The following is a 26,943-nucleotide window of genomic DNA, read 5'->3' as shown; positions in this document are numbered from 1 at the left end:
TGAATTCCATTTTCGTTATAATATATATTTTTATGAAGGAGAGTCCTCAAAAAATGGTTAATTTTTACAAAAATATATATTAGCCATTATTGATGATATTATGCGTTACTGTATATTTTCCTCTCAATAACATGCCCTCCAAAACATAATATTGTGGTCTATGGTGCGATTTATGGCTTGCTTTTTTGGTCAATCCATATAGATAAACGTCTCATAGATTATTTATTTGATAGTTTATCGCATAAAAGAGGCATTTTATATGTCACGCTGGTCGGCGAAGATTCGCTCACCGGCGTTTTCTGTTTGCTATAAGTTATTGCGTGATTTTATTATATTTGGAGCATTTATGTTTGATAAGTTGAGCGATAGGTTAGGCGGGGTCTTTGACCGTTTGCGTGGCCGTGGTGCGCTTAATGAACAAGATGTGCTGTTGGCGATGCGCGAAGTGCGTGTTGCTTTGCTGGAGGCGGACGTCGCCTTGCCAGTTGTAAAAGAATTTGTTGATGGTGTGACCCAGCTTGCCATTGGTCAACAGGTTTTAAAGTCAGTTGCGCCGGGCCAACAGGTTGTCAAAATTGTAAATGATGCCTTGATTTCCATTTTGGGCGGCGAAACCAGTGGGCTTAATCTTGCTGTAACGCCCCCTGCTGTTATTATGATGGTGGGTTTGCAGGGGTCGGGTAAAACCACGACGACGGCAAAAATTGCTAAGCGCTTAAAAGAAAAAGAGCGTAAAAAGGTAATGATGGCGTCTTTGGACGTTAACCGCCCTGCCGCGCAAGAGCAGCTGGAGATATTGGGCAAGCAAATTGATGTGGCGACTTTGCCCATTGTGGCGGGTCAGCTTCCTGTTGATATTGCAAAGCGGGCAATGCAGGCCGCAAAGTTACAGGCTTTTGACGTTTTGCTTCTTGATACGGCGGGCCGTTTGCATGTCGATACCGCATTGATGGCGGAGATGAAGGCGATTGCCGAAATTGGCAAGCCGCAGGAAACTTTGCTGGTTGTGGATAGCTTAACCGGCCAAGATGCGGTGAATGTCGCCAAAAACTTCTCTGATGAAGTGAATTTAACCGGTATTGTGTTGACCCGTATGGACGGTGATGCGCGTGGCGGTGCAGCATTGTCGATGCGTACAGTGACTGGACAGCCGATTAAATTTGCCGGCGTTGGCGAAAAAATGGACGCGTTAGAGGAGTTTAATCCAGAACGTGTTGCGGGCCGCATATTGGGTATGGGCGATGTTGTCGGCCTGGTTGAGCGAGCAAGCGAAATCATCCAAAAGGATGATGCCGATAAATTGGCGGCCAAAATGGCCAAGGGTCAATTTGATATGGACGATCTTCGTTCGCAATTGAACCAAATGACCAAAATGGGCGGCCTTGGTGCTTTGGCGGGTATGATGCCCGGCATGAAAAAGGCAAAGGCGGCCATGGCGGCAAGCGGCATGGATGATAAAATCTTGCTGCGTATGGATGCGATTATCAGTTCTATGACCAAAAAAGAACGCGCTAAGCCAGAATTATTAAACGCAAAGCGTAAAATCCGCGTTGCCAATGGTTCGGGGACCACGGTGCAAGAGGTTAACAAGGTTATGAAAATGCACAAGGAAATGTCCGGTGCAATGAAAAAGATTAAGAAAATGGGCGGGTTAAAAGGACTTGCTGCCATGTTTGGTAAGGGCGGAATGCCAGATTTGGGCGGTCCTTCGGCTGGCGGTCCGGCAATGCCCGGTGGTCTTCCCGGATTTGGTGGGCCAGCAGGCGGCCTGCCCCCGGAATTAGCAAAATTAATGAACAAAAAGCATTAAGTAATTAAAATATAAGTTATAATTTGAAAGGTAAGTAGGTAATATTATGGCAGTAGCAATGCGTTTGTCCCGCGGTGGATCAAAAAAGCGTCCTTATTATAGAATCGTTGTCGCCGATGCGCGTGCGCCACGTGATGGTAAATTTATCGAAAGAATCGGTAGCTATAACCCGCTTCTTGCAAAGGATAATCCAGAGCGTATTAAATTGGACGCAGAACGTGCAAAACATTGGTTGGATGCAGGTGCGCAGCCTTCTGACCGTGTTGCACGTTTCCTTGATGCAGCTGGCGTTAAAGAACGCGCCGCGCGTAATAACCCGAAAAAGGGTGAGCCAGGCGCCAATGCAAAAGAACGTGCAGAAGAAAAAGCTGCTAAATTAGCTGAAGCAGAAGAAGCTGCAAAAGAAGCCGCAGCTGCGCCTGCTGAAGAAGCTGCTGCTGAAGAAGCGGCGAGCGAAGAACAAGCTGAAGGTTAAGCATTGGCCCAGAAACCTCCCGTTATGTTGGCCGCCATTACAGGTGCGCATGGTGTAACGGGAGAGGTTCGGTTAAAAATCTTTGCCAAAGATTTGGCCAGCCTCAAAAAATATAAAAAATTTAATGATGGGGCATTGACCCTAAAAAAAATACGCCCGCATAAAATTGGTGCAGTGGCGCGTTTTGAAGAAATTACTGATCGCAATATGGCCGAGGCGGCGCGTTCGACACAGTTATTGGTTCCGCATGAGGAATTGCCTGAGCTATCGGAAGATGAATTTTATTATAAGGATTTAATTGGTGCGCCCTGTGTTTCCGACACTGGCGAGCCATTGGGCAAATGCATTGGTGTTGAAAATTTTGGCGCTGGTGACATTATTGAGATTCAGCGGGAAAATGGAAAAAAATTCATGGTGCCGATGAATAAGGATTCTGTGTTAGAATTCCCAAATCCCATCATTATTTCCTCTATCTTTATCGATATATAAGCAAACAAAAATGAGTTTTGCTGCCCAAATCCTGACACTTTATCCCGATATGTTTCCCGGCCATTTGGGACATAGCCTTGCGGGACGCGCGTTGGAAGCAGGCGATTGGTCACTGGATTGCATTAATATTCGTGATTTTGCCACAGATAAGCATAAAAGTGTCGATGATACCCCCGCCGGTGGCGGCGCGGGCATGGTGCTGCGCGCGGATATTGTCGCAGCTGCGGTTGACCATGCATTGTTGAAACAGCCCAATGCCCCTATTTTGGCAATGACGCCAAGGGGTAGGCCGATTACACAGGCGCGAATCCGGCAATTGGCGCAGGGCAGTGGAGTCACCATTTTATGCGGCCGATTTGAAGGATTTGATGAACGAATTTTTGAAGCAAGGCCAATAGAAGAGGTTAGTCTTGCCGATATTGTCCTTTCCGGCGGTGAAACTGCGGCATTTGCGATATTAGATGCTTGCATTCGTTTGCTTCCTGGCGTAATGGGCGGCACGGATAGTGAAGTTGAAGAATCATTTGAACATGGTTTGCTTGAATATCCACATTATACCCGACCACAAAAATGGGAGGGGCGCATGGTTCCTGAAATACTGCGATCGGGGGATCATGCGAAAATTGCTGCGTGGCGTCAAAGCCAATCGGAGCAAGATACACGGTCACGGCGGCCAGATTTGTGGGAGCGTTATAGGAATGCTCCGGTCCTGTCGCCCTCTGATGTGCAGAAAAAGAAAAAGAAAGATGGGCCATGAACCTCATCCAAACATTAGAGCAAGAATCAATTGCTGCTCTTAAAAAAGACAAAATCATTCCTGAATTTCGGGCTGGCGACACTTTGCGTATTGGCGTGAAAGTTGTTGAAGGCGAACGTAGCCGTATTCAAAATTTTGAAGGCGTATGTATTGCGCGTTCAAATCGCGGAATGGGTTCAAATTTCACCGTGCGTAAAATGTCATTTGGCGAAGGTGTAGAGCGGGTATTCCCCCTTTACTCACCCAATGTTGACAGCATTACCGTGGTTCGCCGTGGTGTTGTTCGCCGTGCGAAGCTATATTATTTGCGTGGCCGCACTGGTAAGAAGGCACGTATTGCAGAGCGCCGGGATCATAAACCTGCTGCCGCAGCTGCAAAAGCGGATTGATTTTTTTAACAAATAATCAAATTTAATTTTTTTGCAGCCGGCTTCTCCTTCATAGGATAGGCCGGCTGTTTCATTATGTGCGTCATAAAATGGGTAAAGGAAATAAAATGGGCTATAAAATTGCAGTTGTTGGGGCGACCGGAAATGTGGGCCGCGAAATGTTAAACATTTTGGCAGAACGTGAATTTCCAATTGATGAAATTGCGGCGGTTGCAAGCCCGCGCTCTACGGGTTCGGAAATTGATTTTGGCGATAGCGGCAAGACATTAAAAGTCAAAAATATAGAACATTTTGATTTTACCGGTTGGGATATGGCATTATTTGCTGCTGGTTCAGAACCCACGAAAATTTATGCACCAAAGGCTGCTGCTGCGGGATGTGTGGTTATTGATAATAGCTCACTTTACCGTATGGACCCTGATGTGCCGTTAATTGTGCCAGAAGTAAATCCTGATGCGATTGATGGTTATAAAAAGAAAAATATCATCGCAAACCCCAATTGCTCCACTGCGCAAATGGTGGTGGCGTTAAAACCATTGCATGATGCGGCTGGTATTAAACGCGTTATTGTTTCCACCTATCAATCGGTTTCTGGCGCAGGGAAATCCGGTATGGATGAGCTGTTTGAACAAACCCGCGCGGTATTTGTTGGTGATGAAAAAAGCAATAATGTATTTACCAAGCAAATTGCATTTAATGTCATTCCGCATATTGATGTATTTTTGGACGATGGTTCGACCAAAGAAGAATGGAAAATGGTTGTTGAGACCAAAAAAATTATGGATCCCAAGATTAAGGTATCGGCGACATGTGTTCGCGTGCCAGTATTTGTGGGGCATAGCGAGTCCATCAATATTGAATTTGAACGCGAAATTTCCGCCGAGGAAGCGCAAAATATTTTACGTGAAGCGCCCGGTATCATGTTATATGATAAACGTGAAAATGAGGGTTATATTACCCCTATTGAATGTGTGGGCGACAGCGCAACCTATATCAGCCGCGTTCGTGAAGATACGACCGTGGAAAATGGCTTAAACCTGTGGTGCGTTTCGGATAACCTGCGTAAAGGTGCAGCATTAAATGCGGTGCAAATTGCCGAGTTACTTGGCCGCCGCCATTTGAAAAAGGGATAAATTGTTGATCAATATAAAGCCTGATGAGTTTCGATATCGTAAGTTGCTCATCGGGCTTTTATTGGCAGTTATTTTAATTGTTCAAATAAATCAGCCATTCCCCGAAATGGCATGGATGCAACATTTGCCCACAATGTTGCTGATAATTTTCTCCCCCCTGCTTCTGCGCCGATGGCCGATTAACGATGCAGCGCTGGCCTTTATCATCCTATTTTTAATATTGCACAGCATTGGCGGGCGATATGCATATAGCAATGTCCCCTATAATCGTTGGAGCCAGGATATATTCGGTTTTCATCTTAATGAGATAATGGGTTGGACGCGCAATCATTATGACCGATTGGTGCATTATTTTTTTGGTTTTTGCGCTTTATTACCCTTTGCGCAATTGTCAAAAAGCGCGGGGCATAGCGCGTCATTTTCGGTAAAATTGGCCATTGGATTTGTGTTGGCGGCATCTTGTATTTATGAAATATTTGAATGGTTGCTTACCATATTTATGGCGGGTGAAACCGCAGCCCGTTATAATGGGCAACAGGGCGATATTTGGGACGCGCAAAAGGATATGGCGCTGGCGGCGATTGGCGCAATGACGCTTTATTGGCCGGTGAAAAAATGGATTGATCATTAATTTTCGGCGCATCTATTTCATCTCGCGGTCATAAAATACTGGTAAAATGGGCGATAAATTCGCATAATAAGCCATGACATTATCCGCAGATATTTTTTGGTCCTTTCGTTCACCCTATAGTTTTTTGGCAATGCCGAAATATCGCGCCATGTTGCATGAATATGACGTCATATTAAATTTACGGCCCGTTTATCCACTTGCCATTAGGCAGCCAGATTTTTTTGAACGAAATCATCCCAATTGGTTAAGCTATACAGTCCGTGATGTGATGCGCGTGGCACAAAAGAACGGGATAAATATGGCCATGCCAAATCCCGACCCCATCAAACAAAATATGATGACGCGGGAAATTTCCCCTGATCAGCCGCATATATATCGTTTGACCCGATTGGGCCAAGTGGCCGCGCGGCAGGGCCGATCATTTGCCTTTGCCGATGAGGTGTCGCAATTAATTTGGGGCGGTGTCATCAATTGGCATGAGGGTGAATATTTGGCAGAGGCAGCGATGCGTGCCGGATTGAACTTTGCCGAAATGGAACAAATAGCGTTAAATGATGCGCCGCAATTGGATAAGGAAATAGCCGATAATCAAAAGGCATTGGAGAGAGGCGGCCATTGGGGCGTTCCCACATTGATTTTTGATGAAGAGCCATTTTTTGGTCAAGACCGCATCGAATTGGCCATTTGGCGGATGAAAGAAAAAGGATTAAAGGCCCGATGAGTATATTAAACAGCACGGATTTTATGTCATTTGATGGGAATATATTGAAAATTCATCAAATGGGCAGCGGGCGGCCCATATTATTGCTGCATGGATTATTTTCCAGCGCAGAGATGAATTGGATTAAATTTGGTCATGCGCAGGCGCTATGCAATGCAGGGTTTCATGTGGTGATGCCAGATTTCCGTGCGCATGGGCAGAGCAGCGCACCGCATGATCCCGCGGCCTACCCCAATGATGTGTTGGTTCAGGATATATTATGCCTGTTGGATTATTTCGCATGGGACGATTATGATTTGGCCGGATTTTCATTGGGTGCGCGAACAACGGCAAAATTACTGACCAATGGGGTAAAGCCGAATAGGGCGATTTTGACCGGCATGGGATGGCAGGGGTTAAGCGGATGGGATGGCCGCCGCCAATTTTTTATCGATGCCATAGATAAACGAGAAACGGTGAAACGCGGCGATGCCCACTGGTTTGCCGTTCAATTTATGAAAAGTCAGAAAATTGATCCTATTGCTGCACGCTTATTGTTAAACAGCTTTGGTTCAATGGATGTGGATGCTTTATTGAAAATTGACCTGCCCATGGCGGTGATTTGTGGGCGTGACGATGATGATAATGGCTCTGCCCCGTTATTGGCGGAGAAATTATCAAATGCCATTTATTATGAAATTTCAGGCACGCATATGAGCAGCGTGGTTGAGACGGATTTATCAGGTAAAATGATTGAATTTCTGCAACAAACATAAATTCTTCATTAAGGGAGGGCGCATGCAATATATTGAGAAATATTGGTTAAGATTATGGCTTATCGGCATAATCCTACTTTCCATGATGATATTTCTAAATCGACATATCGTAAATGACATCACCATCGGCGGTATAATGGACCATCAATTGGCGACAAATGCAGCCAGGGTCAATGAAATTCAGGATAGCTGGATGATAAACGGCCAATTGGATATGGCCCGATTAAGCATGGCAATTGATTTATTTTTTATCGCAATTTACTCCATGGGCGCATTTGGAGCGGGGCGGGTTTTGTCAAAAAAATCATCGGCGCTTTATGTAAAATTAGGCTGGTTAATCATGTTCTCAGCAGCAATTTTTTGCTTAACTGATTATGCCGAAACAATTTGCCAAAATATTCAAATTTGGCAAATGGGCGGCGATGATAAGATGGCAAAATTGGCAGCAAATATGCAAATACCGAAAAATATTGCCTTTTTAATCAGCTTGATTGGCATCATCATCATATTATTTGTTCAGAATTTTTTTATGAAAAAGAAAATTTGAGCAATTTTATTGAATATTAAGTGCAATCACCTTGACCATGGGCCGCCAATGGCGCAAAACTTTATTCATAAATTACGCATTCATGTAATTATAATTTAGCTTTAGGATTTTTTAGGAGAATGAGGATGATTAAACGCTTTCCCAAAATGGCGTCATCAATATTGGCATTGTCAATCGCAACAATGGCGCAGCCAGCCATGGCGAACCACGCTGAAATGGATGAGGTCGCTGCGGACGAGGTTGTCGGTGAGGCCAAGCCATTGACCGTGCAAGATGCAGAGGCATTTGTTGCCAATGTTGAAAAACAATCATTTGATTATTCGGTTGAGGCAAGCCGAATTTATTGGGTCAATTCAACCTATATTACCGAAGATACCGATGCATTGGCCGCGAAGGCAGGGGCAAAGGGTACAGAAATGTCGGTGCAATTTGCTTTAGAAGCAGCAAAATATCAAAATATCCCTGGGCTTTCAGCTGAAACTGCACGCAAGTTAAATATGATTAGGGGTGGGTTGGTACTGCCCGCGCCGACCACCGAAGGCGCAGCGACCGAATTAAATGAAATTGCGACCAAATTAAACTCTGCCTATGGCAAAGGGAAGGGTAGGTTAAACGGTAAAGAAATGAACGGCAGCGACATTGAAGCTGCGATGGGGACCAATCGCAATCCCGAAGAATTAAAGGAAATGTGGCAAAGCTGGCATGAAAATGTAGGCGGGCCAATGCGTGAAGATTATGCAAAAATGGTCGCTATTGCAAATGAAGGCGCAGAAGAGCTGGGCTTTAGCGATGTGGGCAGCATGTGGCGGTCGGGTTATGACATGCCCGCCGATGAATTTGCAAAAACAATGGATCAGCTTTGGATGGAGGTAAAACCATTATATGATGAACTTCACACCTATACCCGTAATAAATTAAACCAAAAATATGGTGATAAGGTTCAATCCAAAACAGGGCCAATTCGCGCGGATTTATTGGGTAATATGTGGGCGCAGGAATGGGGCGGTATTTATGATATAGTCGCACCAGAGGGCGCGGGCGATATTGGTTATGATATAACCGATTTGTTAATCGCAAAAGAATATGACGCCAAAAAAATGGTGAAAGCTGGTGAGGTTTTTTTCTCTTCATTGGGGTTTGATCCATTGCCAGAAACATTTTGGACAAGGTCGCAATTCACAAAACCACAAGACCGCGAGGTTGTGTGCCATGCATCGGCATGGGATATCGACAATGTTGATGATATCCGCATTAAAATGTGCATTAAGGTGAATGGTGATGATTTTGTGACTATCCATCATGAGCTTGGCCATAATTATTATCAACGCGCCTACAATAAACAGGATTATCTGCACTTAAATGGCGCGAATGATGGCTTCCATGAGGCCATTGGAGATATGCTTGCATTGTCCATTACACCTGAATATTTGGTGCAAATTGGCTTGTTGGACAAATCTAATGTTCCCGGTGCGGATAAGGATGTTGGATTATTATTACGTCAAGCAATGGATAAGGTGGCGTTTCTACCCTTTGGATTATTGGTTGATAAATGGCGTTGGGGCGTGTTTGATGGGTCAATTGCGACCAGTGATTATAATAAGGGGTGGACCGATTTACGGTTAAAATATCAAGGAATTATCCCGCCTGTGGAGCGAAGTGAGAAAAATTTTGATCCTGGCGCAAAATATCATATCCCGGGGAACACCCCATATTCGCGCTATTTCCTAGCCCGAATTTTGCAATTCCAATTTTACAAGGCAGCATGTGATGCCGCCGGATGGAAAGGACCTCTGCATCGCTGTTCTTTCTATGGAAATAAAGAAGTTGGCGCAAAATTAAATGCAATGTTGGAAATGGGGGCATCAAAACCATGGCCCGATGCTTTGGAGGCATTTACCGGCACTCGTCAAATGTCAGGCAAGGCGATGATTGAATATTTCGCGCCATTATTAGCATGGTTGAAAAAAGAAAATAAGGGCCAAAAAAAGGGCTGGTAAGTTATAATAATGACTTCACATCAATAAAAAGGGCCGGAGCATATCGCTCTGGCCCTTTTCTTGTTTGATAATGGACGGATTATTGCCGCATCCATATTTTATAAATTTTACATTATTTTGCTGCTGCTGGTGCTGCTGCTGGCGCAAAGGGAAGCGAGCTGTGGTGCAAGTTGATTTTCAATTTTCCGTCTTTGTCGCGCTTATACCCAAAGCTATATTCAACTTTGGTGTCTTTGCCCTGTGTATCGGTGAAATAATAATTACCCATTGCCATCGCGCTGTCGCCATCGATGATGGTTTTGTCATTTTCCCAGCGTACTTTTGTATATGGTTTTAGAGCAAAACCTTTATCTTCGGTATTTTCCGTGCCGATGAAATAGCTTAATGCTTCTTCGAAACTGCCGCGAAATTGGTCTGCTGCTGCCAAAGTAGGCTTAAAAGCGACATCGCCTTCTTCATAACCATAAAATTCTTTAATATGCTTTTCTGCAGCTGCCTTATAATCGCCTTTGTCCAAAAATGCCTTGCCAATTGTAACAATGCCTTCGCCCCATGCGATTTGCGCAGCGGTTACTTCTTCGGCAGTAATTGGCGCAGAAGCAGCTTCATCTGAAATTGTTTCAGTTGATGAAACCTCATTAACAGGCGTGCCTTCAGTTTCGGTTTTGCTGCATGCAGCCAAAACCAAAGCTGCGGTACCGGCCAATAAAAAATGTGAAATCTTCATAAAAATACTCCCTTGAGACCTAATGGTTGAGACCTATGGTCGATATAAAAAATATAAAAGGGGGTAATTTAGGAAAACTGCCCCTTTTATAAACGGTCCGACATCACGCATCAGTTAAAAAACAAATACGCCAGAGGGGCCCGGCCCGTTTATTCATATATGGAGTGCATTAATTTAATTTACAACTATTTCATCTAAATGGAGGTTCATTAAACGCACGTAGCTTTCTACTATGTAGGCTGTTGCCCGCATCTTTTAATAATTTACAGGTTTGAATACCAATTTGTAAATGCGACGCAATTGCCTCTTCGTAAAAACGATTTGCCTGACCGGGCATTTTAATTTCACCATGTAAAGGTTTGTCTGACACGCATAATAATGTGCCATATGGCACGCGGAAACGATATCCCTGCGCCGCGATAGTGGCGGATTCCATGTCAATGCCAATGGCGCGAGATTGCGAGAAACGCAGTGCAGAGGCGCTGTAGCGAAGTTCCCAATTGCGATCATCGGTTGTTACAATTGTGCCGGTGCGCATCCGTTTTTTAAGGTCGGCGCCGCTTGTTCCAGAAATCTGCTCCGCTGCGCTGGCCAATGCTTGCTGCACCTCTGCAATAGGAGGGATGGGGATTTCGGGCGGCAAAACATTATCCATAATATGATCATCGCGAAGATAGGCGTGCGCCAATACATAATCGCCGATGCGCTGTGTTTCACGCAGGCCGCCACAATGGCCAATCATCAACCATGCTTCGGGCCTTAATACCGCCAAATGGTCGCAAATATTTTTTGCATTTGATGGGCCAACGCCAATATTGACAAGGGTAATCCCCTTACCATCAGGGGCCATTAAATGATAAGCAGGCATTTGAAAACGCCGCCATGCGCTGTCCGCGACCAATTTTAATGGGTCTTCACTGGGTTCTTCAATCAATATGCCGCCTGCACCGGCAAGCGCGGTATATGTGCCTTTACCAATTTGTGCGCTGCCCCAATTAACAAATTCATCAACATAGCGGTGATAATTTGTAAAAAGGATATAACGTTGGAAATCTGCGGGTTTTGTTCCGGTATAATGTTGTAATCTTGCCAATGAAAAATCTGTGCGCAATCCATCAAATAAGGATAAGGGCCGCGATCCATCCTCCATTTTGGGAAGCAAACCATCGGCGGTCTCATCACCAATATGGGCAAGTTCGGTGGACGGGAAATATTTTGCAATTTCAGCAGGGTTTCTCTCCCCTAAATTTAACCCATCTGTTCCGTCAAGCACATAGGGGAAGGGGATTTCTTGTTGGCTAATCCTTGCTTCAAATTTCACATCAAATTGTTCATCCAATAATAAAAGCTGGCTTAACAAATATTGGGCAAAATGCTGTGGTCTGGTGACGGTGGAACGGAAAATGCCTTCGGATTCCAACCTGCCATATGCCAAATTATTATTGGGATTTTTTTCATCACCTGAATAAGTCACAACTAATTCGGGATAGGCAAATACACCCTCGGCCCTTTGCCGTTCCGTGGGGATAATGCCGTCATTCAAAAAAGCTGTTAATGCATCGCGAAGATTGCGGCATGAATTGTCATAAAGCTGTATAAGCTCATCTACGATTTTTTTAGGATTATTATTAGTCATGAAAATTTATTCACCAATTTGCACTCTTTATCAAGATGAAATTTCTTTTTTCAAAAAATAGGGCCGCAAAAAATTATCACGGCCCATATTTAATCATTATAATATTATATTGTGACAGATTAAATCTGCTCCAACATATATTCTGCTGAACTGACATTAAAATCACCGGGCGCTTCGACAAATAAATGGGTGACGGCGCCGTCTTTGACCAGCATTGAGAAACGCTGTCCCCTTTTGCCCATGCCAAATGCAGATGCATCCATTGTCAGGCCCAAAGATTCCACAAAATCACCATTGCCATCGGCAAGCATGATAATATCTTCCGATCCGGTTAATTTATTCCATTCACCCATCACAAAGGCGTCATTAACTGCGGTGCAGGCAATTTCATCAACGCCTTTTGCTTTTAATTCTGCGGCTTTGCTAACAAAACCGGGTAAATGTTTTGCCGAACATGTGGGCGTGAATGCGCCAGGGACGGAGAATAATGCCACAGTTTTACCGGCAAAATATTCATTTGAGTTAATTTTTGCAGGGCCCTCGCTTGTAACTTTTGTTAATGCGACCTCTGCGATTTTATCGCCAACTGAAATAACCATTTTCTTCCTTCCATAATATGAATGCTGATATGCCTATATATTATGATGAATATTCATCGGAACAAGTGGCAAATGAAATAAGGTTTAATTTTATTTTATTAAATCATATAAACTTTTCTTTATATTTGCATTTGGAAGCGTCAATGGGTAAAGAGCAGGCATAAAGAGGGCGGCAATTTAGTCGCCCTTATATTTTATCAGGAGTTAAAAAGTGACAAGCGGTATAGTGAATAGCGAACATGATTATGTCATTAAAGATATAAAATTGGCAGATTTTGGGCATAAAGAAATTGAAATTGCCGAAACCGAAATGCCAGGATTGATGGCGCTGCGTAAAGAATTTGGCGAAGCACAGCCGTTAAAAGGGGCGCGTATTACCGGCTCTTTACATATGACCATTCAAACTGCCGTTTTAATCGACACATTGGTTGCATTGGGCGCGGAAGTACGCTGGGCAAGTTGCAATATTTTCTCAACACAGGATCATGCAGCGGCGGCAATGGCGGATAAAGGTATTCCTGTATTCGCCATTAAAGGCGAAACTTTGGATGAATATTGGGAATATGTGGCGCGTATTTTCTCATGGGGCGACACACCATGTAATATGATTTTGGATGATGGCGGTGATGCCACCATGTTTGCATTATGGGGCGCACGGGTTGAGGCAGGCGAGGAGCTATTCACTCCTGATAATGAAGAAGAAGTTGCCTTTGCCAAGGTGTTGAAAAAATTTCTTGCCGAGAATCCCGGCTATCTCACTAAAACCGTTGCTGCGATTAAAGGGGTTTCGGAAGAAACAACTACTGGCGTCCACCGTCTTTATGAATTGGCAAAGGTTGGCAAATTGCCATTCCCTGCGATTAACGTGAACGACAGTGTGACCAAATCGAAATTCGACAATCTATATGGCTGCCGCGAAAGTTTGGTTGATGCCATCCGCCGCGCAACCGATGTGATGTTGGCTGGTAAAATTGCCTGTGTTGCTGGCTTTGGCGATGTGGGCAAGGGATCTGCTGCATCATTACGTCAGGGCGGCGCCCGTGTTTTGGTGACCGAAGCTGATCCAATTTGCGCATTGCAGGCTGCAATGGAAGGTTATGAAGTTGTCACAATGGAGGAAGCTGCTCCTCGCGCAGATATTTTCTGCACCGCCACGGGTAATGTTGATGTTATTACCGTTGATCACATGCGCGCGATGAAAGACCGCGCCATTGTCTGCAATATTGGCCATTTTGACAGCGAAATTCAGGTTGGGGCGCTTTCCAACATGAAATGGAGCGAAATTAAACCTCAAGTGGATGAGGTTGAATTTGCCGATGGTAAAAAGATTATACTGCTTGCCAAAGGGCGTCTGGTCAATTTAGGCTGCGCCACTGGTCATCCAAGCTTTGTTATGTCGAGCAGCTTTACCAACCAAGTTTTGGCACAAATTGAGTTGTTCCTCCGTCCAGAGCAATATGAAAATCAAGTTTATGTTTTGCCAAAGCATTTGGATGAAAAAGTGGCTGCATTACATCTTGAAAAATTGGGTGTAAAATTGACCACTTTAAGCGAGAAGCAGGCAAGCTATATTGGTGTGACACCAGAAGGTCCGTTTAAGCCCGATCATTATCGCTACTAATCACGATATTTCATTTAAATCAGCCTCCTTCTTATTTATTTATAAGAAGGGGGCTTTTTTATGCATGTGGGGAACTATATGCATTCTAGCTTTTCATTATACCTCAAACTAGTATAGCGATAATATGATGTGCGAAAGAAAGGGCCGAATTTTTTATGGGTGAGGGGAGCGATATAAGCAATATTGCCATCGGCTTCATCTTGGCGGCATGGACTTTATTTTCGGCATTTTATATTTGGGATGCGATTGCGCTTCGTAAAAGAGCACGAAATAGCTTGTTAAAAACGGCCAGATTTTCAAAATTATTGGATAGCGCACCTGCCATTCCCATCATTGTCAAGGTTGGTGGAAATTTGGAGGCACCGGATCGTCTTGCCCGCTGGCTGGGGCTTGACCGGAAAATTGAAAAAATTGCGGATTTGGCATTTGATGGTAAAGAAGGTATTGCAACCGATATATTATCTCAATTGGCCAGCAATATAAATTTGGCGCAAAAAACAGCGGCCAGTTTTTCCCAAATAATTAAGGTTAGCGGAAGTGAGCGGCGATTTATGATACGCGGCAACATTGCCGATTCACAAATTTACCCCAATGGTGCTGCCTTGCTATGGTTATTTGATGCAACCGAAAGCGCCAGCCAGATTGAAAAATTACAAGATGATGCCAATAATGCAAAGGCGGCGTTTCGCGCCTTAGCAGGGATTATAGAGGCTGCCCCCATTGCCGCATGGCACCGCGATAAACAATTTAACCTGACATTTGTTAATGAAGCTTATGTAAAGGCAGTTGGTGCCAAAAACGCGCAGCAGGTTATTGAACAAGATATAGAATTAGTTGAACCATTTAAGGGCGAAAATGCCGTCGCGGCGGCCGCCCGCGCGATGGAAATGAACGAAATGGTAAAGCGCACTTTGCCAACCACCATATATGGGGCGCGCCGCCAGGTGGAGGCTTATGATGTTCCATTGGGCGATGTTGGAGTTGCCGGCTTTGCCATTGATGTGCATAATTTGGCAGAATCTCAATCCGAATTTCGCCGTTTTTCAGAGGCACAGCGCGAATTATTGGACAATATGTCGGCGGCGGTTGCCCAATTTGACGGCAATGGGATATTGAAATTTGCCAATTTACCATTTCTTAGAATTTTTTCCATCCGTGCCCAATGGCTGGCCGATGGTCCAGAATTTGACAGGGTTTTGGACAAAATGCGCGAGGCGGGACGCATACCCGAGGTTCGCGATTTTCCCGAATGGCGGGCGCAAAAACGTAAATGGTTTCAAGCGCCAGAGCCAGAAGAGGAGCATTGGTTGCTGCAAGATGGACTACATCTTCGCACATTGGCGCAGCCCGTGCCTGATGGCGGTTTGATTTTAATTTTTGAAGACCGAACCGAACAGGCCCAATTATCCAAAGCGCGCGATACATTGTTGCGAGCACGAACCGCAACATTTGATAATTTATTTGAAGCTGTGGCAGTATTCGGCACGGATGGTAAATTAAATATATGGAACCGTCAATTTGCCGAAATTTGGGGCGTAGAAGAGCAGATTTTGGCGTCGCATCCGCGCATTGATGAAATGTTGCAGCATATGGGGCGCAGCCTACGTAAATCATCGCAAATATCAATTATTGGGGAGATTATCCGCGCATCCACCGTGCATAGGCAGCAAAAGAAAACCAGAATTGAATTTGCCGATAAACGAATGTTCCAGATGGCTACCATGCCCTTACCCGATGGGAGTTCATTGATGGTGATGATTGATATTAGTGATAGCATACAAATCGAACATGCATTGACCGAACGCAACGCCGCATTGTCAGAGGCGGACAAGGTCAAGAGCCAGTTTTTGGCCAATATGAGTTATGAATTTAGAACGCCGCTTACATCAATTGCTGGATTTGCCGAATTGTTAAATGCGGGCGTGGCGGGTGACTTAACCGATACGGGTAAGGAATATGTCGCTGCCATTATTGAATCAGCAGGCCGATTGACGGATCAAATTAACATGGTCCTTGATTTTAGCCAAAGTCAGGCCGGCGCATTGCCAATTGAATATAAGGATATTGATCTGCACGACATTATCGGCGCTTCTATGGCCAATTATAGCAAGCAGGCAAAGGAAAAATCGCTTAATTTACAATATAATGCGTCGCAGCAGCCATTGAAGATAAAGGGAGATGCGGAACGATTGAGACAGGTTTTTGACCAATTAATCGGTAATGCCGTTCAGCATATATCCGAAAATTCAGATATTATTATAAGCAGTAAATTTATGGCAAATAATGTGTTGGTGGAGGTTGGCGATAATGGTCCTGGGATGAGCATGGCGGCGCAGGCTGTGGCATTTGATTCCGTAAAAATGCCCAGCAATGACATGAATATGTCCGCCCATAAAGCGAAAAATGGCCAAAGTAATGGCCAAAGTAATGGCCAAAGAAAAGGCGGCCTTGGCCTGCCATTGGCAAAACAATTAATTGAACTGCATGGCGGTAAAATATCGGTAAAATCTGAATTGGGTAGGGGGACGGTTTTTTCGATCAGCCTGCCAAAGAATAAGCAATCATAAATGCATCAATTCACTCTAAATATTGCCAATATTTCCGAAATGCAGCAATTTGGCGTCAAAATTGCATCCTTAATCAGGGTGGGTGACGTCATTGCATTAAACGGTAATTTGGGCGCGGGTAAAACCACCTTTGCACAATCCATCATCGCGGCATTGGGGTATCAGCATGATATTTCCAGCCCCAGCTATTCCATCGTGCATTATTATGAGCCGCCAGAGTTAAGACTTCCTCTGGCCCATGCCGATTTTTATCGGTTAAATGACGCCATGGAAATAGAGGAGTTGGGCATTTTTGACATGTTAAATGATGGGGCGGCAATAATTGAATGGGCCGGAGATTATGTTGAACATAATATGGCGCAATATATTGAAATAAATATTGAAAAAATTGATGATAGCGAAAATGATTTGTCACAAAATGACAATGATGTATCGCCACGAAAGTTAAAGATAAATTTAGGTAGCGATTGGGTGAATAGGTGGACGTAAAATTGCAAGAAATGGTTGAAGATTTTTTGGCTAATCATGGCTGGGGTAATGCAAAAATTTCTCCTTTGGCCGGTGATGCATCATTTCGCAGATATATGCGTGTGTCGCATGATCAAAATGGTGGGGCAATGTTGATGTTTGCCCCGCCGCCAGAGGAAGATGTCGGCCCATTTTTGAACATGACCGATTATTTAATTGAAAATGGCTTTCGTGCGCCCAAAATTTTTGCCCGTGATACGGAAATTGGATTTATCTTGTTAGAAGATTTCGGTGATATTCGGATAAAGGAATATTTGGAGCAGGATGGTGATGCCATCAATGAAGAAGCAACCTATCAAAAAGCGGTCGATACATTATTAGGATTGGCAGAGGCGCCGCCCGCCAATGTGCCCGTTTATGATAAGGCGGCATATATGCGGGAGATTATGTTATTTTCAAGCTGGTATATGCCGGCCATGAATATAATAAATGGTATTGATGAACTGCATGTTATTTGGGAAAATCTATTAACCCCGATTATATCTGCCCAATCATCGCCGGTTACCGTGCTTCGTGATTATCATGCCGAAAATATTATGATAGTGGATGAGGGAGATTTTGGCTTAATTGACTATCAAGACGCCCTTTTGGGGCATAGGGCATATGATTTATTATCTTTATTACAGGATGCACGGCGCGATGTTCCGGAGGAGCTGGAGCAAAAAATGCTGCAATATTATATTGATAAAGCCAATATCTCAGATGAATTTAAAGATCATTATGCCATTTTGGCGGCACAAAGAAATATAAAAATTATCGGCATATTTACCAGGCTTTGGCAGCGCGATGGCAAGGCGCATTATTTGGAGTTCCTGCCAAGAATGTGGCGTTTATTGGAACGGGATTTGGCCCAGCCAGCTTTGAAAGATGTCCGTGCATGGTTTGACAAATATATCCCACATTCAGTGCGGAATATTAGCGCGCAAGATATGATAAAGGGCGCGTCATGAACGGAAATGTAAAAATTGATACCGCCATGGTCATGTCGGCGGGGCTTGGCACGCGAATGCGCCCATTGACCGATAATCGCCCAAAACCATTGGTTGAATTGGCTGGAGGCGCATTGATAGATCATGTCTTAACCGCTTTACATCAAGGGGATGTTAAAAATATTGTCGTCAATGTGCATTATTTAGCCGATCAAATGGAGGAGCATTTGAGCGGTTGGGATGACCAATTTAATATTAAAATATCCGATGAACGTCATGCATTGATGGAAACTGGCGGCGGTTTGGTAAAGGCGCAGCATATGTTGCAGGGCGATCCATTTTTTTGTTTAAATAGCGATAATTTATGGGTTTCTAAGGATAAAAATATATTCCAGGAAATGGCACAATTATGGCGTGGTGACGTCATGGACGCATTATTATTGTTGGTGCCGCATGAAAATGCCCATAATCATATTGGCCGTGGGGATTTTAACTGGGACGGACAAAATTTAACACGCCGGGGTGATGATGATTATGCGCCCTATATATTTAGCGGCATTCAAATTATATCACATAATTTGTTGAAAAATGCACCAAATGGACCATTTTCAACCAATATTCTGTGGGATAAAGCAATGGAGGATGGGCGCGTTCATGCCCATATATTTAACGGTCAATGGTTCGACATTGGACGGCCAGAGGCGATAGCGCAGACCGAGGAATATTTGCGTGAAAATAAAATAGAAATGCCTGCATTTGCGCATTTAAAAAAAGATAGTGTAAATGGGTAAAAAACAGCGTCCGCAAATATTTTCCATTGCAAGCCATATGGGCTTTGCGGACAGTTTGGCGCGTTATATCATCGAAAAATATGGCGCCGATCCGGCCCAAATGGCGAAGGGATTGCTTATCCTGCCCAATAATCGGGCGGTCGCCGCGCTTAGCAATGCATTTCTGCAATATGCGGAAAATGGGTTGTTTATGCCGCAATGCATATCCATTGGTGATGCGGAAAAACATGACCAATTGGCGTCAATTTTTGATCCTATAGACGATGACAGGACGCAAATTTCTTTGCCCAGAGAGATTGGCGCGTTGGAGCGTCAGATGATTTTGGCGGATTGGCTGCAACATGAAAACTATATTGGTTTTGACAATTTATCGGCATCGGAATCCATGCGACTGGCACAAAAAATGGCCGATAGTTTCGATTTATTGGATGTTGAAAAAATACCCATTTCCAAATTATCCGATATTGGTGAGAATATTGGAGAGTTGCAGGAACATTGGCAGGCATCATTTCGTATATTTTTCGACATGCATGTGCGCTGGGGCAATTATTGCCGTGAAAATAATATTTTATCCGCTACGGCGCGGCGCAATATTATTTTGGACCGCTGGGCTATCTCGCTTAAAAAATATGAAAATTTACCCTTTATCATTGCTGCGGGGGTCAGCACGGCCGCGCCCGCCATTGCCAATATTTTAAAATCAGTCGCAGCATTAAAAAATGGCCAAGTCATTTTAACTGGTTTAGATTTGAAATTGGATGATGATGTTTGGCAATTTATTGGTGCGGGCGGGGATTTTCAACAAATCAATATCGCTGAACAAAATGATAAAGATGGTGGTGAGCTCCTTATTATTGATGAGAGCCATCCGCAATTTCACTTAAAAAAATTATTGGAGCGCATTTCATATGCCCGCGATGAATTTCGATATTTGGATGTTAAGGAGGCTGAGCGCGGCCCCACATCAAGTGGCACGATGCTGCGCAATGCATTTTTGCCCGCGCATTTTACCAGCCGGTGGATTGATTTAAAACCCAGCCAACGCGATGCGCGCAACCTGCATTTAATGATTTGTGAAGATGCGCGGCATGAAGCAATGTCAATTGCGCTGCTTATCCGCCGTGAATTGGAGGAAAAGGGCAATAAAATCGCGTTAATTACCCCTGATAGAGAGATTGCGGCGCGAGTATCTAATTTATTGAAAAGATGGCAGATACAGGCAGATGATACCGCCGGTATCGCCCTGCACCAAACAGCAATTGGTGACCTTGCCATGCGGTTATTGGAATGTTTGGGGGATGATTATTCGCCAATTTCCCTACTGTCCATTTTAAAACATCCTTTGGTTATGGCGGGAGATGGTCGCACGGCATGGCTTGATAAAGCGCGGCAATTGGATTTGTTGTTGCGCGGTCCACGTTTGGGCAAAGGGATAAGGGCCATTATTGCATCGGTTCAGGCTGAAATTGACAGGATTAAAAAACGCGGCAATGCAGACGCGGCAATATTGGATAAATATATAAGTTTAATAAATTGGGTTGAAGAAATCGGCCAAATCATTCCAACGCCCAATCAAACAAATTATTATATTAGTGATATTTTTCTTTGGCTGAACAATGCTTTGATGGGCTTAATTGGTGATGATGGATGGAAAGGTGATGCAGCCAAGGAATATATAAATTTATCCGATAAAATTATTCAGCAACAGATAAAGGGCGCGAAAATTGGCTATGTAGGTGACTGGGCCGCGATTATTAAAATGTTGATGGATCAAATCATGGTCAGGCCAAATTTCGGCAGCCATCCAAGAGTACAAATTTACGGATTGTTGGAGGCACGGTTGCAAAAGGCCGATGTGGTTATTTGCGCCGGGTTAAATGAGGGGACATGGCCGCAAAGTCCAGATAATGACCCATGGTTAGCGCCCAGGATTAGACGCGAATTGGACCTGCCGTCATTGGATCGTGCAATTGGATTGTCCGCGCATGATTTTGTAGAGGCGGTAAGTTCGGGGCGCGTTTATATGAGCAGGGCAATGCGCGATCGCAAAAAATCCGCCGTGGCATCGCGTTTTTTGCTGCGCTTAATTGCCATTACCGATGAGAAAATAGTTTCAGAGACCGAAATTCCAGCTTTGGCCCACCGGATAGATATTGGTGAAAAAATACCACCCGCATCCGCGCCAGAGCCAAAACCGTCTAAAGAAGCAAGAAAGGTTAATTTATCGGTCACAGATATTGACCGATTGGTTGCCGATCCCTTTGCCTTTTATGCCAAGAAAATATTGAAATTGCCCGTTTTGGATAATGTCGGCGCGGGCAGTAACGCAGCATGGCGCGGCACGATGATCCATGATATTTTGGAGCAATGGTCCAAGGAAGATGATTATGATGTGGATAAATTATTGGCGCGGGGAGAGGAATATTTGCGCCATGAAATATTTGATGAGGCATCAAGATTATTTTGGGGACCAGATTTTTTAAAATCCCTTAATTGGGTCGCAGATTTAATTGCCCAGCATCGCGCCGAAGGCCGCAGGGTGATTGCCGTGGAGCAATCAGGCGAGGTTGAAATAGACGGCGTAAAATTGCGCGGCAAGGTGGACCGTATCGACATGTTGGAACAAGGGGGCTTTGCCATAATTGATTATAAAACGGGCAGCATCCCATCTAAAAAAGCGTTGAGCGAAGGTTTTGCCACTCAATTGGGCTTATGCGGTTTATTGGCGGAAATGGGCGCTTTTTCTGGTGTGAAGGGGCAGGCAAATTTATTTGAATATTGGGTAGTAAAAGCAGACAGAGATAAGGATGTGGGCGGCAAGGTTGAACGTGGATATAAAGGACCGCGGGATAAAGGCGGCCCAGTGGCGGAAAAGGTGGTTTCCATTGCGCATCAAACATTAAAAAATGCCATTCATCGTTGGATAAATGGCGATGAGGCATTTGTCGCGCGGCTGCACAAGGAATATTGCAAATATAAGGATTATGACCATTTGTCGCGCTTTGCCGAATGGGATGGCCGTAAATCAAGGCAGTTTAAGGCGGTAAATGATGAGCAATAAACAAAATTCCGCCAAATTTAGTGATAATGAACTGGTTAATTTTAAACCATTATTTAAGCTGACCCATGATCAGGAAAAGGGGGTTCAGCCTGCGGAAAATATCTGGCTAAGCGCATCGGCAGGAACGGGCAAGACGCAGGTGTTAACGGCGCGTGTGCTGCGTTTATTATTTCAAAAAAATGTCCTGCCGCGAAATTTACTTTGCATCACCTATACAAATGCAGGTGCGGCAGAAATGTCGGAGCGTATCACGCAAAGATTGGCCAAATGGGTGCGTCTTCCCGGGGATAAATTATTTCATGACTTAGATGCATTGGGTATTGATCCAAATCCAGAGAATCAAAAATTGGCGCGCACATTATTCGCCCGTGTGTTGGACACGCCGGGGGGGATAAATATCACCACCATACATAGTTTTTGTCAAAAATTATTGTCCACATTTCCTACAGAGGCGGATTTAATACCCGGTTTCCAATTGATGGATGACCGCGAAAAAAGTGATATTATCCGCCAATGCATGAATATTTTGGCCATTGACGCTGAAAATAATGATAATGAATTTTTATCCCTTGATTTAAAAAAATTGGTCGAAAGGCTAGGCGAGCATAATTTAATTAAATTTTTGGCCAAATGTTGCGGCAAGGAACAACAATTTTGGAGCATAGCTGACGGCGATGGTGCGTCTAGATTTGCCCAATTGGTTAGCGGGGTTGAATTTGATGGTTCATGGGATGATTATTTCATCAAGGCTGCGCATAACGAAAATATCGATCAAAACTTTAGCATTTTAGCAGACGGGATTGCGGGTGAAAAATCGCCAATGTCAAAAAATCGTGTCGTTATATTAAGGCAATGGTTAAGCGCGGACAATGCCCAAAAAATCAGTATGTTTGATGATTTGAAGGGTGTATTTCTTACAAAGGAATTAACACCAAAATCTGTAAAAACAGGATGGTCAAAGGATGCGTCTCTGCACGAATTAGTGTTGGAAACAGCTGAATGGATATTACAAATATTGATGCAAAAAAACCTTGCCGAATATGCCGAAATTGCTGCTTCGGCCATTCGCACCGCGCAATATTTTTTAAAAATATATAAAAATGAGAAACGAAATTTGGCGCTGATTGATTATGATGACATGATAAATCAAAGCGCGAAATTATTACAACAATCTGCAATGGGCGATTGGATCAAATATAAATTGGACCAAAGAATTGACCATATTTTGGTGGATGAGGCGCAGGATACAAATTTTGATCAATGGTCGATTATTGAGGCGTTATGCGATGATTTTTTTGCAGGAGCAGGCGCGGGTAAAGAAAATGTTGCGCGGACAATTTTTTCCGTGGGCGATTTTAAGCAGGCAATTTTCAGCTTTCAAGGGACAAGTCCGTTAAATTATTCCGCAGCATTTGAACGATTTTTTGAACGTATCGATAATATGGGAAGCGATTTAAACAAAAGGCATTTGGCTGAAAGTTTCCGTTCCACCATGCCCATTTTACAATTTGTCAACGCCTATACCCAATATGCAGGGGATGAGCCATTGGGGGAGGGGCATAGCGACCATTATAGCCAATTGGGCGATACAGGGCGTGTTACATTACTTCCCCTATTCGGGCCAATTGAGAACGAAAATGAGGATGATGGCGGCCATGAACATGTATTTGATACGGCAGATAATATAGATGATGATGAAGAAGAATATGGAGATCAAAAATTCCGAATGGCGGATTGGTTGGCCCAACATATCAAATCCATTATCGATAATCCGCCCTTTTTAAAACGCACCAATGCATATTTAAAACCAGGCGACATTATGATTTTATTACAGAAAAGGGGACAAATTGGCAATTTGTTGCTTTCCCGTCTGCATGAATATGATGTGCCCGTGGCGGGAATGGACCGTGTAAAGTTGCAAGATTCGCTGGCGGTTATGGATATTCTCGCGGGCATGAAATTCGCGGTTCAACCCGATGATGATTATAGCCTGGCCTGTTTATTAACATCCCCCCTATTGGGATGGGATCATGATAAATTATTAAAATATGGCCTTAGACCCAATGGTAAATCATTATGGCGGCATATATTATCGCAAAAAAATCTGTCGGATGATGGCGATTTATTAATGTCATTATTATCAACCGCCGATTATTTGGGGCCGGTTGAATATATTGAACATATTTTAAACGGACCAATGGGCGGTATGAAAAAATTCTTGTCTCGATTGGGGCAGGGGCAGCAAAATGCGATTCATGAATTCATCAATTTGGCGATTGATTTTGAAAGCAGGCATGGGCGGTCAATCCAAAAATTTATCATGTGGTTTGAAATTGGTGATGTTGAGATAAAAAGAGATGTGGGCGAGGGTGGTTCGCAAGTTCAAATCATGACCGTTCATGGGTCAAAGGGATTGCAAGCACCCTATGTTATTTTGGCCGATATTGGTTCAAATCCCGATAAGAAAAAGGATCATGATTTTTCATTATTCACTCCGCAAAATTATGAAATTCCGCTTCCCTATCCAAAGGGTGGACAAAAAACAGGCAATGTAAAAAAGGCTATGGAAAAAGCCGCGCAAACACAGCGTGATGAATCCAAAAGATTACTTTATGTGGCGTTGACCCGTGCGGAGGAACATTTATTGATGTGCGGTGTGCGGGCAAAAGATATACCGGAAAATTGTTGGTACACACATTTAGAACAAGTTATGCAAAATTTGCATGTTGACCAAATAGAGGCCGGCGATGTCCCCAATGGTAAAATGATTTTTGAATTAACCGGCACACATTATCATAATGCCGCGTTAAATGATGCCGCAAATTCCCAAAATACCGCAAAAGTTGGGAATGATTTAGAACAATTACCCATATGGGCCGTTACTGCTGCGCAGAGCGAAAAGCCAGATGCGCGACCTCTTGCCCCATCAAAGGTGGAGGATGCAGGCGATATCCCCATATCAAACCCCCAAATGATTGCCGCCGCACGGCGCGGAATCATTATCCATGATATATTACAGCATATAAAAATTACATCATCGACATTGAAATTGCCGCAAATAATTGTCCAATATATAAAGGATAATTACCCGCATGATGATGTTCAGCCCGATGAAATCGCGCAGTTAATATTAAATTTATTGCATGATAAAAATCTGGCCAAAATTTTTCAGGGCGATGCGATATCGGAGCTGCCTATTGCGGCGGTGATAAAGGGCCGCGTTGTTTCGGGTCGTATTGATAAGGTTTATTTTGAGGGACAGAAAATCACGCTGGTTGATTTTAAGACGAGCAAGAAAAGCGCCGCCACATATAAAGAATTGCCAAAGCCAATTGCCCGGCAAATGGCATTATACTGCGCAGCAATGCACAAAATTTATCCAAATCATGATGTGGAGGCAAAAATTATTTATACGCAATATGCGCAAATGATTGATATTCCTGGGGCATATTTGGATGAAATCATCAATCAAATGGCGCAAATTTAGCTTTCATCATTGAAAGTAAAATTTATGGAATTGCCCCTTGCCGCCAAAGCAAAGGCACCCTAAATCAAAGGCAAATAGATAAAGGAGTAATGATAATGGCGACAATAGCAGTTAGCGATGATGATTTTGAAGCAAAAGTAATTAAAAGTGACAAGCCAGTTTTAATCGATTTTTGGGCAGAATGGTGCGGGCCATGCAAAATGATTGGCCCGGCATTAGAAGAAATTAGCGATGAAATGGGTGATGACGTCATTATTGCCAAATTAAATATTGATGACCATCCAGATACGCCTGGCAAATTAGGTGTGCGCGGCATTCCTACCATGATGTTGTTCAAAAATGGCGAATTGGTTGATACCAAAGTGGGCGCTGCGCCCAAGGGCCAATTGAAAGAATGGTTGGTTGGCGCATTGGGTTAATCCCCAAATTTAACCATTTCATCTGTATTAAACAGATGGGAAACCGGAAAATATCTGGGCTGCTTTTTCCCAAACCTGTTTCGAGGTGGCGGCAAGCAGCCCATTTTTTTGGGTAAATGGATGATATATGCTGCCGTCAAGATGGGCAACATATCCGCCAGCTTCATTGACAAATAATGCGCCTGCAATATGATCCCATGGCAGCACCCTTTCAAAAAATGCGACGTCATGATTGCCTATAATGACCAACGGATATTGTTCCCCCGCGCATCGTGGAATGGGAATATAATGCAATTTTGGCGATAAATGCCTCTTAGCCCATTTTGCCTGTTCGTGCGACATGAACATCATGCTGATGGCGGCATTTAATTTATCATGTGGCGGCGCGGGGTTATGAACAATCTTTGCTCCATTTATATATGCGCCCTGACCCAAAAATGCGGTGCAAAATCTTGACGTCACGGGATCATAAATTGCGCTGAAAATTGCTTTGCCATTCTGAATTTGGGCCAACATAATGGCAAAGGGGGAGCGGCCTTTGGTAAAATTATATGTGCCGTCAATCGGATCAATCACCCACCATTTGCCCTGCGAGAGCATTTGGGGTGTTAATCCATTTTGATGCGCACTTTCCTCACCATAAATTTGATGGTCGGGAAAGGATAGGGACAATTTTTGAGATAAATATTGCTCGGCCAATTGATCGGCAATGGTCACCAGCTCGCCTTGCCCCTTATCCATTATATCGGCGCCGGATAATTTGCGAAAATGTGGCATGATGATATGCGCACCAACATATTGTAACAGATTAAATATAGCCGTACTTTTATTTGATAAATTGCTATTTAATATTTTTGGCGATAAATCCATGATA

At 43.8% G+C, this 26,943-nt stretch carries 24 protein-coding genes; 20 read left to right on the top strand and 4 right to left on the bottom strand.

The features are described from left to right. The first annotated feature begins 346 nt into the window (after nt 1-346). The 11 genes from ffh to LPB140_RS08245 all read left to right on the top strand — a co-directional run bounded on the left by ffh (nt 347) and on the right by LPB140_RS08245 (nt 9,704). Nucleotides 347-1,810, top strand: coding sequence for a signal recognition particle protein (gene ffh / locus LPB140_RS08295; RefSeq protein ID WP_072559428.1), 1,464 nt, complete (start codon nt 347-349; stop codon nt 1,808-1,810). A 46-nt stretch (nt 1,811-1,856) separates the two neighbouring features. Further along, the gene (gene rpsP / locus LPB140_RS08290) at nt 1,857-2,285 is read left to right on the top strand and encodes a 30S ribosomal protein S16 (protein ID WP_072559427.1); all 429 of its coding nucleotides are present in this window, start codon (nt 1,857-1,859) and stop codon (nt 2,283-2,285) included. A gap of 24 nt (nt 2,286-2,309) precedes the next feature. After that, entirely contained in the window at nt 2,310-2,774 is a 465-nt protein-coding gene (gene rimM / locus LPB140_RS08285; protein ID WP_072559426.1) for a ribosome maturation factor RimM, read from the top strand. A gap of 10 nt (nt 2,775-2,784) precedes the next feature. Next, a complete protein-coding gene (gene trmD / locus LPB140_RS08280; RefSeq protein WP_072559425.1) occupies nt 2,785-3,531 on the top strand; it encodes a tRNA (guanosine(37)-N1)-methyltransferase TrmD in 747 nt (248 codons plus the stop codon). Then, on the top strand, nt 3,528-3,920 hold the full coding sequence (gene rplS, locus LPB140_RS08275; protein ID WP_072559424.1) for a 50S ribosomal protein L19: 393 nt from the start codon (nt 3,528-3,530) through the stop codon (nt 3,918-3,920). Before trmD ends, rplS begins: the two co-directional genes overlap by 4 nt. Before the next feature lie 107 nt (nt 3,921-4,027). Beyond that, nucleotides 4,028-5,053 (top strand): aspartate-semialdehyde dehydrogenase, encoded by a 1,026-nt coding sequence (locus tag LPB140_RS08270; protein WP_072560701.1) that lies wholly within the window; start codon nt 4,028-4,030, stop codon nt 5,051-5,053. Nucleotides 5,054-5,057: 4 nt separating this feature from the next. After that, nucleotides 5,058-5,684, top strand: coding sequence for a DUF2238 domain-containing protein (locus LPB140_RS08265; protein WP_232223380.1), 627 nt, complete (start codon nt 5,058-5,060; stop codon nt 5,682-5,684). Between the two features lie 73 nt (nt 5,685-5,757). Then, nucleotides 5,758-6,405, top strand: a complete 648-nt coding sequence (locus LPB140_RS08260) for a 2-hydroxychromene-2-carboxylate isomerase (RefSeq protein WP_072559423.1) — start codon at nt 5,758-5,760, stop codon at nt 6,403-6,405. Next, nucleotides 6,402-7,160, top strand: a complete 759-nt coding sequence (locus LPB140_RS08255; RefSeq protein WP_072559422.1) for an alpha/beta fold hydrolase — start codon at nt 6,402-6,404, stop codon at nt 7,158-7,160. Before LPB140_RS08260 ends, LPB140_RS08255 begins: the two co-directional genes overlap by 4 nt. A gap of 22 nt (nt 7,161-7,182) precedes the next feature. Beyond that, the gene (locus LPB140_RS08250) at nt 7,183-7,707 is read left to right on the top strand and encodes a hypothetical protein (RefSeq protein WP_072559421.1); all 525 of its coding nucleotides are present in this window, start codon (nt 7,183-7,185) and stop codon (nt 7,705-7,707) included. A gap of 125 nt (nt 7,708-7,832) precedes the next feature. After that, on the top strand, nt 7,833-9,704 hold the full coding sequence (locus LPB140_RS08245) for a M2 family metallopeptidase (RefSeq protein WP_072559420.1): 1,872 nt from the start codon (nt 7,833-7,835) through the stop codon (nt 9,702-9,704). Nucleotides 9,705-9,816: 112 nt separating this feature from the next. Here LPB140_RS08245 and LPB140_RS08240 read toward each other — a convergent pair whose 3' ends face one another. The 3 genes from LPB140_RS08240 to LPB140_RS08230 all read right to left on the bottom strand — a co-directional run bounded on the left by LPB140_RS08240 (nt 9,817) and on the right by LPB140_RS08230 (nt 12,666). Further along, a complete protein-coding gene (locus LPB140_RS08240) occupies nt 9,817-10,431 on the bottom strand; it encodes a metal-independent carbonic anhydrase family protein (protein WP_198024096.1) in 615 nt (204 codons plus the stop codon). A 190-nt stretch (nt 10,432-10,621) separates the two neighbouring features. Continuing rightward, nucleotides 10,622-12,067, bottom strand: a complete 1,446-nt coding sequence (locus LPB140_RS08235) for an AMP nucleosidase (RefSeq protein WP_072559419.1) — start codon at nt 12,065-12,067, stop codon at nt 10,622-10,624. A 119-nt stretch (nt 12,068-12,186) separates the two neighbouring features. Next, complete coding sequence (locus tag LPB140_RS08230) at nt 12,187-12,666, bottom strand: peroxiredoxin (RefSeq protein WP_072559418.1); 480 nt, start codon at nt 12,664-12,666, stop codon at nt 12,187-12,189. Between the two features lie 17 nt (nt 12,667-12,683). Here LPB140_RS08230 and LPB140_RS12375 point away from each other — a divergent pair, with 17 nt between their 5' ends. The 9 genes from LPB140_RS12375 (at nt 12,684) to trxA (ending at nt 26,069) form a co-directional block, all read left to right on the top strand. Continuing rightward, the gene (locus LPB140_RS12375) at nt 12,684-12,830 is read left to right on the top strand and encodes a hypothetical protein (protein ID WP_156874176.1); all 147 of its coding nucleotides are present in this window, start codon (nt 12,684-12,686) and stop codon (nt 12,828-12,830) included. A 47-nt stretch (nt 12,831-12,877) separates the two neighbouring features. Continuing rightward, entirely contained in the window at nt 12,878-14,287 is a 1,410-nt protein-coding gene (ahcY, locus tag LPB140_RS08225) for an adenosylhomocysteinase (RefSeq protein ID WP_072559417.1), read from the top strand. Between the two features lie 155 nt (nt 14,288-14,442). After that, on the top strand, nt 14,443-16,854 hold the full coding sequence (locus LPB140_RS08220; protein WP_072559416.1) for a sensor histidine kinase: 2,412 nt from the start codon (nt 14,443-14,445) through the stop codon (nt 16,852-16,854). Further along, nucleotides 16,855-17,343, top strand: a complete 489-nt coding sequence (gene tsaE, locus LPB140_RS08215; RefSeq protein WP_072559415.1) for a tRNA (adenosine(37)-N6)-threonylcarbamoyltransferase complex ATPase subunit type 1 TsaE — start codon at nt 16,855-16,857, stop codon at nt 17,341-17,343. A gap of 11 nt (nt 17,344-17,354) precedes the next feature. Then, nucleotides 17,355-18,332: an aminoglycoside phosphotransferase family protein gene (locus LPB140_RS08210; RefSeq protein WP_072560697.1), complete on the top strand. Its 978-nt coding sequence runs from the start codon at nt 17,355-17,357 to the stop codon at nt 18,330-18,332. Next, on the top strand, nt 18,329-19,102 hold the full coding sequence (locus tag LPB140_RS08205; RefSeq protein WP_072559414.1) for a nucleotidyltransferase family protein: 774 nt from the start codon (nt 18,329-18,331) through the stop codon (nt 19,100-19,102). The genes LPB140_RS08210 and LPB140_RS08205 overlap by 4 nt, the downstream gene beginning before the upstream one ends. After that, the gene (addB, locus tag LPB140_RS08200) at nt 19,095-22,163 is read left to right on the top strand and encodes a double-strand break repair protein AddB (RefSeq protein ID WP_072559413.1); all 3,069 of its coding nucleotides are present in this window, start codon (nt 19,095-19,097) and stop codon (nt 22,161-22,163) included. Before LPB140_RS08205 ends, addB begins: the two co-directional genes overlap by 8 nt. After that, nucleotides 22,150-25,650 (top strand): double-strand break repair helicase AddA, encoded by a 3,501-nt coding sequence (gene addA / locus LPB140_RS08195; RefSeq protein WP_083550208.1) that lies wholly within the window; start codon nt 22,150-22,152, stop codon nt 25,648-25,650. Before addB ends, addA begins: the two co-directional genes overlap by 14 nt. Nucleotides 25,651-25,745: 95 nt before the next feature. After that, entirely contained in the window at nt 25,746-26,069 is a 324-nt protein-coding gene (gene trxA / locus LPB140_RS08190; RefSeq protein ID WP_072559411.1) for a thioredoxin, read from the top strand. Between the two features lie 27 nt (nt 26,070-26,096). Here trxA and LPB140_RS08185 read toward each other — a convergent pair whose 3' ends face one another. Continuing rightward, the gene (locus LPB140_RS08185) at nt 26,097-26,939 is read right to left on the bottom strand and encodes an inositol monophosphatase family protein (RefSeq protein WP_083550206.1); all 843 of its coding nucleotides are present in this window, start codon (nt 26,937-26,939) and stop codon (nt 26,097-26,099) included. Between the last annotated feature and the right edge of the window lie 4 nt (nt 26,940-26,943).

The sequence above is a fragment of the Sphingorhabdus lutea genome, assembly GCF_001889025.1.
Classification (GTDB): Bacteria; Pseudomonadota; Alphaproteobacteria; order Sphingomonadales; family Sphingomonadaceae; genus Sphingorhabdus_B; species Sphingorhabdus_B lutea.
The sequence above is the reverse complement of the archived record's forward strand: the minus strand, read 5'-3'. Positions and strand labels throughout refer to the sequence as shown.